This is a genomic window from Mesorhizobium sp., assembly GCF_005063415.1.
Lineage (GTDB): Bacteria > Pseudomonadota > Alphaproteobacteria > Rhizobiales > Rhizobiaceae > Mesorhizobium.
The window spans coordinates 1-12,874 of the sequence record NZ_SUEG01000144.1 but is presented as its reverse complement, the minus strand read 5'-3'; the positions used below and the strand labels follow the sequence as shown (position 1 = coordinate 12,874).

Here is a 12,874-nt window from a genome sequence, read left to right as displayed (position 1 = left end):
GTGCCGGATGTCCTTTCGGCCAGCCGGTCGAGTTCGTCGGCTTTCGAGACGTCGGTGGCGACGGCAAGCACGGCGCTGTCGCCGGCGATAGCGGCGACGGCGTGCCGGGCCTCATCGAGGCGTGCGCCGGCGATATCGGCCAGCACGATCTTCATTCCCATCGCCGCCAGCCGTTTGGCCGCGGCAAGGCCGATGCCGCTGGCCCCACCGGTGATGACGGCAACGTTGCCGGAAGCAAGTGCGGGCAGGGCGGTCTGGATCTCGGCGTCGGGGGTCATGATTTTCTCCTGTTCTGGCCGCGGCGAACTTAGCGCGGAAAGAGGCTCGCGCAAGCCGGTGCCGGCATCTTCGGGTTGACCGCGTCGGCGGGCGCTGCGCATGCTGATATCGAAAAGGAGACCTAGCGATTGACCGACTGGATCGAGATCCTGAAAGAACAGACCGCAACCGGCGACCAGATGAGCCGCGAAGTGCCGCAAATGCTTGCCAATCCCGACATCAGCGAAGCGCAAGTGAAAACGCTGTTTTCGGCGCTCGAAAAACAGGCGGAGTTCGTCGAAAAGCTGCGTATGGCGCTGGAAAAGTTCGGCCACGATTTTTCAGTGATCAAGGCGGCCGAGCGGCTGGAGGAGCGCTATGCCGACCTTGCCGCTTCGGTAGCGGAAAAGCTGAAAGAAATGCGGGGCTAGAGCCTGTTTGGTATGGGGCTCTGTCTTCTCATGATCTTTTCCGAAAACTGGCATCCACTTTCGCTGACGCGGTCCTTCGGTTCGGGATCATGGTCTGTCTATTTCTCGATTAGCCGCTCGAAGCGCCTGTCCGGCACTAACCAGATCAGCGCCACGAGAACGTAGATCGAGACACCGATCCAGTGATTGACGAAGGTCAGTGCGACGCCGGAGATATAGAGGGCCAGCGAGATCTTTCCCTTGAGGTCATTGCCCAACGCCCTGGCGAAAAGGGTCTCGCTGCCGTGCAGCCGATGCAGAGCCATGGTGAGGATGTTGAAGCCGACGGCGCAGAGCGCCAGGCCGATGCCATAGACGGCGACAGGCACCGGCGCGAAATGGTTCTCGCCCATGAAGGCTGTCGTCGCCGGCATCAGCGACAGCCAGAACAACAGGTTGAGGTTCGCCCACAGCACGCGGCCGTCGACCCGCTGCACGGCATGGAACATGTTGTGCAAATTGTTCCAGTAGATGCCGACATAGATGAAGGACAGCACATAGCTGAGGAATATCGGCCAGAGTGGTGCAAGCGCGGAAAAATCCTCGCCATGCGGCACCTTCAATTCCAGCACCATGATGGTGATGATGATGGCGACTACGCCATCGGTGAATGCCTCGACCCGTCCTTTGCCCATGAATCTCCCCTGACAATCCGCTGAAGTTAAAAGAGGATCTCGCTCAGCGCCATCGGCAAAGCTGCCAAACTTGTCAGGAGCAAGTCGGGGAGGGGGAACGGCTGACGCGAAAAAGGCGTTAGGATTTCAGATCCCGAACAGCAAAAGGTCGAAAAAATGACAGCTCACGCTCAAGTCATGACGCGCGATCACGAACTCGTCGGCAGCGCCGCAGCGGCCGCCGTGGCCGCCATGATCGCGGCTCTTTTCGCCGGCAGCACGGCGCTGACGCCGCTTTATATCATCTACAAGCAGGTCTTCGGTTTCTCGCAGATCACTTTGACGCTGGTCTACGCCGTCTATGTCATCGGCAATCTGGCAGCGCTTCTGATGTTAGGGCGTGTGTCCGATGCCATCGGGCGCCGTCCGATGGCATTAGCGGGGATGGCGGTGGCCGTCGTCAGCGCGGTGGTTTTCCTGTTCGCCGAAAATGTCGCCTGGCTCGAGATCGCCCGAATTCTGAGCGGATTGGGAATCGGAGTCGGCGCGGGTACCGGCACCGCCTGGCTCGCCGAATTGCTCCCGACCGACGACAAGTCACAGGCGGCGACGATTGCCACCAGCACCAATTTTCTCGGCCTCGGCCTTGGTGCGCTGGGGGCCGGGTTGCTCGCCGAATACCCGCCTTGGCCGCTCAGGCTGACATTCGTCGTCTACCTGGCGATGCTCGCGACTGTAACCCTGCTGGTCTGGCGCACGCGGGAAACCGTTTCGCGGCCGGGGAAACTGGCTGACGTTTCGATGCGGCCGCGGCTTTCCGTGCCTGATGACATCCGCGCGGGTTTCGTCGCACCGGCGGTGACCGGCTTTGGCGCAATGGCGCTGGTCGGCTTTTATGCAGCACTCGCGCCGAGCATTCTGGCGCAGCAGCTGCACGTAATCAACCATGCCGTAGCCGGCGCTCTGTTCTTTGAATTGTCGATCGTGGCGGCCGCCACCATTGTGGCGACGACACGTCTTTCGAGCCGAGCCGCGATGTTTGCAGCGCTTGCGCTGATGATCCCAACCGTCGCGCTGATTGTTGCGGCGCAGGTCTTCGCCTCGATGGCCATAATGATTGCCGGGACCGCCTTGTGCGGCGTGGCGGCAGCGCTCGGCTATCGCGGCGGCTTGCAAGTGGTGAACGAGATCGCGCCGGCGGACCGGCGCGCCGAAGTGGTCTCCGCCTTCTTCATCTGCTGTTTTTGCGGCAACGCGCTGCCGGTCATCGGCATCGGCATCCTGTCGACCGTGGCGAGCGCGACCGTGGCGAGCCTGGCCTTTGCCGGCATGATCGTCACATTTTCTCTGGTGGCGCTCGGGTTCGGCGCGAAATACGCGCGCTGAGCCGACCTTTCAGCCGTCCGGTGTCTCGGGCGAAAGATGGGCGCGCTGGCGCGGTACGCCGAGGCCGGTATCCGGCGGTTCGCCGGCAGCCGGCCGGCTCTCGATCATGTGCAGGCTGCGCCAGCGGCCGAAGCGATAATAGGCCGCGGCCAGCACGAGCGAGGTTATCGAGCCGGCCGGAAAGCTCCACCACAGCGCTTCCTCGCCGATCACGCTTCGGAAGAAATAGGCGAAGCTGGTGCGCACCAGCAGCACCGAGATCACCAGGATGATCAGCGGCGGCATCACCGCGCCGGTGGCACGCACGGTGGCGAAGAGCACGATGGTGATGCCGAACAGGATGAAGGACCACGACGCGATCTTGTTGATGTGAGTGGCGATGTCGATTGCTGCACTGTCGCTGCCGAGGAAGAGGCTGAGCACCGCACGATCGAATACGAACAGCAGCGCGACAAGCACGCCGGTGAGCACAAGGTTGAAGCCGACGCCGGAGGTGGCGATGCGGCCGATCCGGTCCCAGCGCCCAGCGCCGACATTTTGCGCCGCCATGGACGAGACCGCGGCGCCGATGGCGAGCGCCGGCATCTGGATATAGGTCCAGAGCTGTGCGGCTATGCCGTAGGCAGCCGCGACCTGCGAGCCGTACGAGTTGACCATGCCCATCACCGTCAGCGCCGCTGCCGAGACGACGATCATTTGCAGGCCCATCGGTACGCCCTTGAAGACGACAATGCGCAGCAGCGCCGGGTCCGGCTGCAGCAGAGCGAGATTAGCGCCGGCCAGCCGCAGCGGGTGCTTGCGCGCATAAAGCACGATCAGGATGGCAACCACGCTTACCGTCTGGCCGATCAGCGTCGAGGTGGCCGAGCCGGCGATGCCGAGTTCGGGGAACGGGCCGATGCCGAGGATGAGCAACGGGTTCAAAACGACGTCGAGCACGACGGCCAGTGCCATGAATAGGAAAGGCGTGCGCGAATCGCCGGCGCCGCGCAGCACCGTCATGACGAAGGACAGCAGGTTCATCATCGGTACGGCCAGGAAGATGATGCGCAGATAGGAGCGCGCCAGCGGCAACGCATCGGCCGGCGTGCCGAGCGCATCGAGGATCGCATCGACCCAGATCCAGCCGCAGACCGCGAACACCACCGAGACGAGGAAGAAGAAGGTGCCGCTGGTTCCGACGATGCGCCGGGCTTCGGGCAGGTCACGAGCGCCGACGGATTGCGCGACCAGGATGGTCGCCGCCATGCCGATGCCGAAGACGGTGCCGAGGATGAGAAACAGCACGAGGTTTGCATTGGACGTGGCGGTCAGCGCCGCTTCACCGAGGAAACGGCCGACCCACACGGCATTGATCGAGCCGTTGAGCGACTGCAGCACATTGGAGCCGAGCACCGGCAGGGCAAACAGTAAAAGGGTGCGCGGGATAGGCCCACTGGTGAGGTCGCCGGTCCGCCGGCGCGCGGGCATGTTGTCATCCATGGCAGGTAGCTCGGCGAAGGCTTGTCTTGAGTCCGGTCCGCAATGATTGCCGATTTAACGGAACGGGTCGATGCGGCGCTGCAAATTCCGCCTGGCGTGCCTTGATCTAAGCATGTTCTCAAAGCTTCCGTAATCGGATATTGACCACGGACGCGTGAGACCGCATTTCCTGGATCTCATGGGCAAGCCGGGGGGCTCATGTCCGATATTCCGTTGTTTTTTGAGCGTCTGAACCGGCGCGCGTTTCTTGGTGCATCGGCTCTGGGCGCGGCCTCCGTGGCTCTTTCGGCGTGCACCACGACGGACGTGGCGGCGCCGCCGGTGACAGCGGCGCCAAGCGAGCCGGCTTTCGGCGATGCCGCAAGCATGTATGCGGCGCGCGTCGACGAGGGCTATCAACTGCCGGCAATCCCGGTAGCCAAGATCGATCCGAAATTCGTCCGCCAAATCGTGTCCGACCCGACTGGAGAGAAACCCGGCACGATCGTCGTCGATACTTCCGAGCACTTCCTCTACCTGGTGCGCGACGGCGGCAAGGCAATTCGATACGGCGTCAGCCTCGGCAAGGCCGGTTTCGGATGGACCGGCAGCGCCGTGGTTCAGGCGAGGAAAAAGTGGCCGGTGTGGACGCCGCCGCCGGAAATGATCCAGCGCCGGCCGGAACTGGCGAAATACAAGGACGGCATGCCGCCCGGCCCGCACAGCCCGCTAGGCGCTCGCGCGCTGTATCTCTTCCGCGACGGCAAGGACACGATGTACCGGCTGCACGGCACGCCGGAGTGGGATTCCATTGGGAAGAACGCTTCGTCCGGCTGTGTGCGCTTCATGAATCAGGACATTATCGACCTCTACAGCCGCGTCGACGGCGTCGCGCCGGTCTTCGTGCGCCCGAACCTGTCTGCCGCCGGGAAGATCGCCGCCGTGTCGAACAGGACGGCTGAGCCGATCGATGCGGGCGTGCCAAGGGACGCGGAAATGCTGAAGTGAGTGCCCTCGTGCCGCAACCCCGTTTCACGGCGCATTGATCCTTTAAGACCATTTCTTGCGCGGGCGAGCCGCAACTGAAGCGCACGACCGTTCAATCGCGCCAGCTCAGGCGGACGCGTTCGGCGCGTCCGCCTGTATGGGTGCCGCTACTTCTTGGCGAGGCCGGGAATCGTGACCTGATAAACCAGGAACATGGTGTCGACATCGGCGCCATCCTCGGCCTTGTAGGCCGCGCCGACCTGGAAGCCGTCCTGCGTGAGGAAGTCGTTGTCATTGGCGACGAACAGGAAATAGTCGTCGGGCAGTTTTGGATCGAGGACGCTCACCACCGACATCGCCTCCCACTTCTCCGAGAGGTTGTTGCGGTCGTTGGGCGCGCCATTGTGCAGCCCGAAGCGGCCGAGCTCGCTTTTGTCGTTGATGTCGATGAACGGCGTCAGCTTGGCCGGCGTCACCGATGCATCGAGCTCACCCTTGGGCGCCAGCGGCTTGTTTTTGTCGAACTCTGTGCCGGCGATATCGGTTGCCGCCGACACATCGACGATGCTGATCTCGCGATGGAGCGAAGTGTCGCCCTTCAGCCCCTGGCCATTGCCGCTGTCGCGCGCCAGCATCAGGAAGGTCTTGTCCGACAGCGCCACGATTTCGCTCTGCGCGGCGATCTTGGTCTTGCCCTTGGCATCGGTGAACACCGGCAGCGGCACGACATATTCATGCGCGAGCTTGAGCTGGCCGGGATCCGAGGCATTGTAGACCAGCGCGCGCGTGTTCTGGCGCGTCGCGGGCGAATCGCCGCCATCCTGCCTGGGTGCCGACTGCAGCACGGCAATCAGGAACTTGCCGTCCGGCGTCAGCGCCATGCCTTCGAGGCCCTGGTTGTTCTGGCGGCCGGTTTCGGGATCCTTCGGATCTGGGTTCGCCGCGCCAGGTCCCGGATTGTTGGAAGCAAAGTTTGGCGTCCCGTGACGCATCGGGACAAGCGCCGCCGGCGGCTGCGTTGCCGACATCAGACGCCCATCGGCGGAGAAGCGATAGATGTTCGGGCCGTATTCGTCAGAGATGAACATCGTACCGTCGGGCAGCCGCACGATCGCCTCGTTGTCGAGCGCAAGCTTGCCGTTGGCTTCGGGCAGGATCGGCATGTCGTCGGTCGCGGCACGCACGCCGTTGAGCGGATCGAGGCCGGTTGCGTCGGCGCCCTTATCGTCGGTCAAAAGCATGGTGTCGGCTAAGGTTGCCTTGAGGCCCGACTGTTCCTGGCCGGTGGCCGGTGCCGCACCCGGCGCGATCGGGGCGAACTCGAGGGCGATCGTGTTGAGGCGCGGACGGTAATCGGTGGTCCCGACGACATTGTAGCCGCGATCCGGCAGCAGCCATAGCGAGCCCTTGTAGCCATCGGCGCCATGCGTCCAGCCGGCAGCGTCGATCGCCATGCCCGAGCCGGAGCCAAACGTCTCGCCGAACTTGTCCTTCTGGCTGGCCGGGATGCGGCCGGCACCGACCAGGCCCTTGTTGACGAAGCTGACGCCGTCGACGGTCGCGGCGTTTTCAGCCAAGGCCGGCGTCAAGGCGGTGAACATCGCCAGCGCGACGGCGAGGGACGCGGTTCGGTGCAGGTTTTTCATGGATATCCTCTTTGAGACGAAGCTGCCGGGATCTGAAAAGGCGTCGCGTCGCATCAAGGATGCCGCGAAAGCCTTCGGAGAAGCGATCTAGGACGCGAACATGATACTTGCGTGACAGTGCCGCGCTTGCTTGTCCCCCGTGGTCGCAACTGGCCTGGGCATGGCGAATTCGTCGTCGCCGAGCGAGCAATTAACAACTTTACAAATAAGCATGCTTGTGTAAAGTTATGACAATGAAAGGTCCCCGATGACTGCCTATCGTTTCGCCACCCGCCTCAATTCCTTTGCCTCGCGGCCACAGGCCGAGTGGCCCGATCTTGTCGGCAAACCGTCCATGCTGCAAATGGCGGCACGTGCGGCGAAGGTTGCGGAGTTGACCGATCTCGACCTCAACTTCCCCGACCATGTCGGTGAAAAGCCTGCGGAAATGGCACGCAAACTCGGCGATCTCGGGCTTTCCATCAATGGCTTCGCCATGCGCTACTACTCTAACCCGGCCTTCAAGCTCGGCGCCTTCACCAATCCGGATCCTTCCGTTCGCCGCGAAGCCATCGACCTGACCAAGGCCGGCATCGACGCCGCGCGCGAGGCCGGCGCCAGCCTGATGACATTGTGGTTGGGGCAGGATGGCTTCGACTACGCCTTCCAGGCTGACTACGCAACACTCTGGCAACACGAAATCGATGGCATTCGTGAAGTAGCGGCGCATGATCCGGGCTGCCAGATCAGCCTTGAATATAAGCCCAACGAGCCGCGCTCCTACAGCCTGATGCCCGATGCGGCGACGACATTGCTGGCGATCCGCGAGATCGGCCTGCCCAATCTCGGCGTGACGCTCGATTTCGCCCATGTGCTCTATGCCGACGAGCAGCCGGCTTTCGCCGCCGCCCTCGTGGCACGGCACAGCAAGCTGCTCGGCGTGCACCTCAACGACGGCTACGCCAAGCGCGACGACGGCTTGATGGTCGGCGCCGTGCACACGCTGCAGACGATCGAGCTGCTCAGGCAGATCCGCCGCGACGGCTATGCCGGGGCAATCTACTTCGACACGTTTCCGGATATGACCGGGCTCGACCCGGTCCACGAATGCGAAGTCAACATCGCCACCGTCAAGCGCATGCTGCGCGTCGTCGATCGGCTGGAAAAGGACAACCGCCTGTCCACCGCCGTCGACCGTCAGGACGCGGTCGGCTCGCAGGCCATAATCCAGGAAGCCATGCTCGGGCCGGACAGCTGACGCAGCGGCCATCACCGTTTTCAACAAGGGAGGAAAGACCATGAAATTTCTACTTGCCACCGCCACCGCTGCCCTGATGGCGCTGTCCATAGGCTCCGTGTTTTCCGCGGACCTCGCGCCGCTCAATTCCGACACCGAGAAGGATCGCATCGACTGGTCGCAGCTCGAGGCCAAATTCGGCGCCTTCCCGAAGCTGCCCGACGGCACCAAGGCGGGTGCCGTCTCCAAGACGCTGACCAACGAATACTGGCGTTCGCTGGGAGAGGGCTACAAGTCGTTCGGCGACCGCGTCGCTGTCCCGATCGTCTACCAGGCGGCGCAGAGCGAGGGCGACCAGCTCGGCCAGCTCACCATCGCCGAAGGCCTGGTCACACAGGGCTACAACGTGCTGCTCGTCTCGCCGCAGACCGACTCCAACCTGCAGCCGATCATAGAACAGGCCAAGGCCGCCAACGTGCCGGTGGTCAACGTCAATGACGCGGTCATCCCGCAGGCCGAGCACTATGTCGGCAATGTCCAGCGCGACAATGGCGTGCGCGTCGCCAAATGGTTCATCAAGAACCGGCCGGATGGCGGCAAGGTCGCCATCGTCGAAGGCCAGGCCGGCGTCTATGCCGCCGTCCAGCGCACCGACGGCTTCAAGACCACAATCACCGAAGCCGGCAAGTTCGACGTCGTCGCCAGCGTCCCCGGCAACTGGGATCGCCAGACCTCCTACGACGCGGCCACCAACATCCTGCAGCAGCACCCCGATCTGATCGGCTTCTATGCCAACAATGACGGTATGGCGCTGGGCATCGTCGAGGCGGTCAAGGCCGCTGGCCTGCAGGACAAGGTCGCCGTCTTCGGCACTGACGGTATCTCCGACGCCTATGCCTCGATCCGCGCCGGCGAGCTGACCGGCACCGTCGACAGCTTCCCGGTTCTGACCGGCGAGGTGGCGCTGGAATCGGCGCTGCGACTGGTGGCCGGGCAGAAGCTGCCGCGCGTCGTCGCCACGCCGCAGGCGCTGATCACCAAGGACAATGCCGACCGCTATTCCGGCGCCGGCGACGCCGTGCGCAAGGCGCTGCTCGAGGACGCGGCAGCGGGCAATTAAGGGCACAGGGCAGGTGCCGGCCAGAGCATTATTGCTCACGGCTGGCACCTCTGCCCGGAGAATAGAACCCATGTCACCCCGGCTGCAATTCGAGGGCATTTCCAAGGAATTTCCGGCTGTGCGGGCGCTCTCTGATGTGTCCTTTTCGGTCGGAGCCGGCGAAATCCATGGCCTGCTCGGTGAAAACGGCGCCGGCAAATCGACGCTGCTGCGCATCCTGTCGGGTGTCTACAGGCCGACGGCGGGAAGCGTGCTGATCGACGGCAAGCCAGTGACGCTGAACAATCCGGTCGCCGCGCGCGCCGCGGGCGTGGCCATGATCCACCAGGAATTGCAGCAGGTGCCGCGTCTCAGCGTCGCCCAGAACATGTTTCTCGGCCATCCGCTGACGCGGGGCAGCATCTTCGTCGCACGGCGCGAGCAGGAACGCCGCGCTGCGGAAGCCCTCGCCGCCATCGACCCGACGATCGATCCGGCAGCGCCGCTCGGCAGCCTGAAGGTCGCCCAGCGGCAGATCGTCGAGATCGGCCGGGCGCTGCTCGACCGCGCCAGGATCGTGGCGATGGACGAGCCGACGTCGAGCCTGACGCCGAGCGAGTTCGAACGGCTGGCCGAGGTGATTGCCCGTCTGGCGCGCGACGGTGTCGCGGTCGTCTATGTCTCGCACAAATTGGACGAGGTGTTCGGCATCTGCCAACGCGCCACCATAATGCGCGACGGCGTCGTGGTCGGTTCCGTCGATCTCGCACAGGTCTCGGAAAAGGCCGTCGTTTCGATGATGGTCGGCCGCGAGCTTGCCCAGGAACAACACCGCTCGCATGCTTCCGCCGAGATCAGGCTGAGCGTACGCGGCCTCGCCTCGCCGACCAAGGTCCATGACGTCTCGTTCGACCTGCATCGCGGCGAGGTGCTGGGCATTGCCGGCCTGGTCGGCTCGGGCCGCACCGAACTGCTGCGGCTGCTGGCCGGCGCCGACCGTGCCTCTTCAGGCGCAGTTGAGATCGACGGCAAGGCGGTAAAACTTTCCAGTCCGCGCGACGCCATCGCTGCCGGTATCGGCCTGGTGCCGGAGGAGCGCAAGCGCGAAGGCATCGTGCCGCTGCGCTCGATCTCCAACAATATGGCGCTGGCGTCGATGGGCGTGTTCGCACCGCGCGGCGTCATCGATCACACCAGGCTGAAACGGGTCGCGGCCGAGAAGATGAAGCGGGTTAATTTGCGGCCGTTCCTGCTCGACCGGCCAATTCGGCTGTTCAGCGGCGGCAATCAGCAGAAAGCGATCATCGGCCGCTGGCTGGCGGCGGGAACGCGGATCCTTCTGTTCGACGAGCCGACGCGCGGCATCGATGTCGGCGCCAAGGCGGAGATCTACCACTTGATCGAGGAACTCGCCGCCGAAGGCCATTCGGTAATCGTCGTGTCGTCCGAACTCCCCGAGGTGATCCGGCTCGCCGACCGCGTTCTGGTGATGCGCGACGGCACGGTCGCCGCCGAATTGGGCCGCGCAAGTCTCAGCGAACAGGCGATCGCCGCGCACGCCATACCGCAAACAGAGATTGAGGCCGGCAAGGCGCAAGGCCATCGGGCCGGTGCATAACGGACAGGACCAGTGGATGACCGATATAACCCAACACACAGCAGCGCGCCCAAGGGCAGATTTCCTGCACCGGTTTTCCGTGCGCGACGCCGGCACGCTGATCGGCCTGGTGGTGATCCTTGCCGTCTTCGGGGCGCTGGTCCCCGGCTTTTTTGCCGAGCGTAACCTGATCAACATCCTGCAGCAGTCGAGCATCAATGCCTGCCTGGCGTTGGGCATGACGCTGGTCATCATTTCGGGCGGCATCGACCTGTCCGTCGGGCCGACGGCAGCCCTTTCGGCCGTCATCTCGGCCTCGATGCTGGTTGCCGGCGTGCCGTTTCCGCTGGCCATCGCCGCTGGCTTCGCCATCGGCCTTGCCTGCGGACTGCTCAACGGCGTGCTGGTCGCCTATGTCGGGCTGCAGCCTTTCATCGTCACGCTCGGCACGCTGAGCACCTACCGGGCGCTGGCGTTGATCTATACCGGCGGCAATCCGGTGCTCGGCCTTCCCGCCGGCTTCCGTGCCATCTTCAACGGCTCGCTGTTCGGATTGCCGTTGGCGGTTGTCATCGTGGCCGTGGTCGCGTTGATTGCCTGGATCATCCTCAAGAAGACGCCATTCGGCGAATATCTGCTCGCCGTCGGCGGCAATGAGGAGGCGGCCTACATAGCCGGCGTGCCGATCGCCCGCACCAAGATCGCCGCCTATATGATCTCGGGCCTGCTGGCAGCTCTTGCCGCGCAGATCCTGATCGGCCGGCTGGGTGCCGCCGAACCCATCCTGGGCAATCTCTGGGAGCTCGACGCCATAGCAGCGGCGGCGATCGGCGGCGCCTCACTAATGGGCGGCAAGGGCAGCGTCGTCGGCACCATCCTGGGTGCCGTCATCCTTGGCAGCATGCGCAACGGCCTGACGCTGATGAACGTGCAGTCCTTCTATCAGCTCCTCGCAACTGGCCTTATAATCCTCGCCGCGATGCTTATCGATCGCGTGACGAGGGGACGTGGATGACCTTGACCGGGCTGGACCTGAAAGCTGTAGGACCGCGCATCCGCATGATGATGCCACATCTGACGCCGCTTGAGGCGAAGGTGGTTGAAACCGTGTTCGGACGGCGCGGCTTCGACGAGACCATACCGCTCAAGCAGATCGCCGAGGAGGCCGGTGTGTCGGAGGCGATGGTGGTCAAGATCGCCAAGAAGCTGGGTTTTTCCGGCTATCGCGATTTTCGCACGGCGGTCTATGAATACAGCCGCCTGCCGACCGCCGAGATGCATCAGGAGCTGTCGGTGGACGACAGTTCGGCCGAGATCGTGCAGAAGGTGTTCCGCACGTCCATCCAGGCGCTGGAGGAGACGCTGGCCATTCTCGACATGGACGATTTCGACCGCGCCGCCGATCTGCTTTACCGCGCCAGGAATCGCGATTTCTACGGCGTCGGCGGCTCGGCGCAGATCGCACGCGACGTTTCGCACAAATTCCTGCGCATCGGCATCCGCACCTCTGTCTACGACGATTCGCACATGATGTTGATGTCGGCCTCGCTGCTCGGCGCCGACGACATTGCTGTCGGCTTCTCGCATTCCGGCAACACGAGCGCCGTCATCGACGCCATCCAACTTGCGCGCAAAAGCGGGGCGCGCACGCTGGCCATCACCAACTATGACAACTCGCCATTGGCGGCCGTCGCCGACATCGTGCTCTGCTCGACCGCGCAAGGCTCGCCGTTGATGGGTGAGAACGCAGCGGCGCGCATTGCCCAGCTCAACATTCTCGACGCGCTGTTCGTCGCGGTCGCGCAACGCGACTACCAGGCAGCGGAGCGCAATCTCGGCCGCACCATGTCGGCGGTGACCTCGAAACGGAAAGACAAGAACTCATGAAGGCAAGCGGCTCGTGAAAGTCAGCGGCACATGACGGCTTCCCCGCCGCTGGTGACCGTGTTCGGCAGCCTGCATTACGACATCATGGTCGAAGCCCCCGATCGCCCACGCAAGGGCGAAACGGTGACCGGCCATGCCTGGCAGCCAAAATGCGGCGGCAAGGGCGGCAACCAGGCGGTGTCGGCAGCGCGGGCCGGTGTGCGTGCGGCAATGATCGGTGCCGTCGGCGATGACGATTTCGGCCGCGCGCTTC

Annotated in this window: 13 protein-coding genes; 9 read left to right on the top strand and 4 right to left on the bottom strand. The window is 63.8% G+C overall.

Annotated elements, in window-relative coordinates; all coding sequences use genetic code 11:
- Positions 1-278 (bottom strand): SDR family NAD(P)-dependent oxidoreductase (locus E5W70_RS26245; RefSeq protein ID WP_292663951.1); only part of this gene is annotated, 278 nt, incomplete at its 3' end.
- 129 nt (positions 279-407) lie between these two features.
- Here E5W70_RS26245 and E5W70_RS26240 point away from each other — a divergent pair.
- Positions 408-689 (top strand): hypothetical protein, encoded by a 282-nt coding sequence (locus E5W70_RS26240; protein ID WP_023721174.1) that lies wholly within the window; start codon positions 408-410, stop codon positions 687-689.
- A 98-nt stretch (positions 690-787) separates the two neighbouring features.
- Here E5W70_RS26240 and E5W70_RS26235 read toward each other — a convergent pair whose 3' ends face one another.
- Positions 788-1,363: a TMEM175 family protein gene (locus E5W70_RS26235; RefSeq protein WP_292663948.1), complete on the bottom strand. Its 576-nt coding sequence runs from the start codon at positions 1,361-1,363 to the stop codon at positions 788-790.
- A 156-nt stretch (positions 1,364-1,519) separates the two neighbouring features.
- Here E5W70_RS26235 and E5W70_RS26230 point away from each other — a divergent pair, with 156 nt between their 5' ends.
- Positions 1,520-2,728 carry an MFS transporter gene (locus tag E5W70_RS26230; protein WP_292663945.1) on the top strand — a complete coding sequence of 403 codons (1,209 nt, stop codon included), beginning with the start codon at positions 1,520-1,522 and terminating at the stop codon, positions 2,726-2,728.
- A gap of 9 nt (positions 2,729-2,737) precedes the next feature.
- Here E5W70_RS26230 and E5W70_RS26225 read toward each other — a convergent pair whose 3' ends face one another.
- On the bottom strand, positions 2,738-4,210 hold the full coding sequence (locus E5W70_RS26225; RefSeq protein ID WP_292663943.1) for an MATE family efflux transporter: 1,473 nt from the start codon (positions 4,208-4,210) through the stop codon (positions 2,738-2,740).
- Between the two features lie 198 nt (positions 4,211-4,408).
- Here E5W70_RS26225 and E5W70_RS26220 point away from each other — a divergent pair, with 198 nt between their 5' ends.
- On the top strand, positions 4,409-5,197 hold the full coding sequence (locus E5W70_RS26220) for a L,D-transpeptidase (RefSeq protein WP_292663941.1): 789 nt from the start codon (positions 4,409-4,411) through the stop codon (positions 5,195-5,197).
- Between the two features lie 146 nt (positions 5,198-5,343).
- On the opposite strand, the gene E5W70_RS26215 is transcribed toward E5W70_RS26220, so the two are convergent.
- Positions 5,344-6,822, bottom strand: coding sequence for an esterase-like activity of phytase family protein (locus tag E5W70_RS26215; RefSeq protein WP_292663939.1), 1,479 nt, complete (start codon positions 6,820-6,822; stop codon positions 5,344-5,346).
- A 247-nt stretch (positions 6,823-7,069) separates the two neighbouring features.
- Here E5W70_RS26215 and E5W70_RS26210 point away from each other — a divergent pair, with 247 nt between their 5' ends.
- The 6 genes from E5W70_RS26210 to E5W70_RS26185 all read left to right on the top strand — a co-directional run.
- Positions 7,070-8,059, top strand: a complete 990-nt coding sequence (locus tag E5W70_RS26210; protein ID WP_292663937.1) for a sugar phosphate isomerase/epimerase family protein — start codon at positions 7,070-7,072, stop codon at positions 8,057-8,059.
- A 40-nt stretch (positions 8,060-8,099) separates the two neighbouring features.
- Positions 8,100-9,158, top strand: a complete 1,059-nt coding sequence (locus E5W70_RS26205; protein WP_292663935.1) for a substrate-binding domain-containing protein — start codon at positions 8,100-8,102, stop codon at positions 9,156-9,158.
- Positions 9,159-9,228: 70 nt separating this feature from the next.
- Positions 9,229-10,755 carry a sugar ABC transporter ATP-binding protein gene (locus E5W70_RS26200; RefSeq protein ID WP_292663933.1) on the top strand — a complete coding sequence of 509 codons (1,527 nt, stop codon included), beginning with the start codon at positions 9,229-9,231 and terminating at the stop codon, positions 10,753-10,755.
- A gap of 16 nt (positions 10,756-10,771) precedes the next feature.
- On the top strand, positions 10,772-11,749 hold the full coding sequence (locus E5W70_RS26195) for an ABC transporter permease (RefSeq protein WP_292663932.1): 978 nt from the start codon (positions 10,772-10,774) through the stop codon (positions 11,747-11,749).
- Positions 11,746-12,621 carry a MurR/RpiR family transcriptional regulator gene (locus E5W70_RS26190; RefSeq protein WP_023721163.1) on the top strand — a complete coding sequence of 292 codons (876 nt, stop codon included), beginning with the start codon at positions 11,746-11,748 and terminating at the stop codon, positions 12,619-12,621. The genes E5W70_RS26195 and E5W70_RS26190 overlap by 4 nt, the downstream gene beginning before the upstream one ends.
- A gap of 30 nt (positions 12,622-12,651) precedes the next feature.
- On the top strand, positions 12,652-12,874 hold a 223-nt coding region (locus tag E5W70_RS26185; protein ID WP_292663928.1), incomplete at its 3' end, for a PfkB family carbohydrate kinase.

What these genes read in the sequence shown, in the direction of transcription:
- E5W70_RS26235 (WP_292663948.1), bottom strand. Translation starts at nt 1,363, where the DNA reads ATGGGCAAAGGACGGGTCGAGGCATTCACCGATGGCGTAGTCGCCATC.
- E5W70_RS26230 (WP_292663945.1), top strand. Translation starts at nt 1,520, where the DNA reads ATGACAGCTCACGCTCAAGTCATGACGCGCGATCACGAACTCGTCGGC.
- E5W70_RS26225 (WP_292663943.1), bottom strand. Translation starts at nt 4,210, where the DNA reads ATGGATGACAACATGCCCGCGCGCCGGCGGACCGGCGACCTCACCAGT.
- E5W70_RS26220 (WP_292663941.1), top strand. Translation starts at nt 4,409, where the DNA reads ATGTCCGATATTCCGTTGTTTTTTGAGCGTCTGAACCGGCGCGCGTTT.
- E5W70_RS26215 (WP_292663939.1), bottom strand. Translation starts at nt 6,822, where the DNA reads ATGAAAAACCTGCACCGAACCGCGTCCCTCGCCGTCGCGCTGGCGATG.
- E5W70_RS26210 (WP_292663937.1), top strand. Translation starts at nt 7,070, where the DNA reads ATGACTGCCTATCGTTTCGCCACCCGCCTCAATTCCTTTGCCTCGCGG.
- E5W70_RS26205 (WP_292663935.1), top strand. Translation starts at nt 8,100, where the DNA reads ATGAAATTTCTACTTGCCACCGCCACCGCTGCCCTGATGGCGCTGTCC.
- E5W70_RS26200 (WP_292663933.1), top strand. Translation starts at nt 9,229, where the DNA reads ATGTCACCCCGGCTGCAATTCGAGGGCATTTCCAAGGAATTTCCGGCT.
- E5W70_RS26195 (WP_292663932.1), top strand. Translation starts at nt 10,772, where the DNA reads ATGACCGATATAACCCAACACACAGCAGCGCGCCCAAGGGCAGATTTC.
- E5W70_RS26190 (WP_023721163.1), top strand. Translation starts at nt 11,746, where the DNA reads ATGACCTTGACCGGGCTGGACCTGAAAGCTGTAGGACCGCGCATCCGC.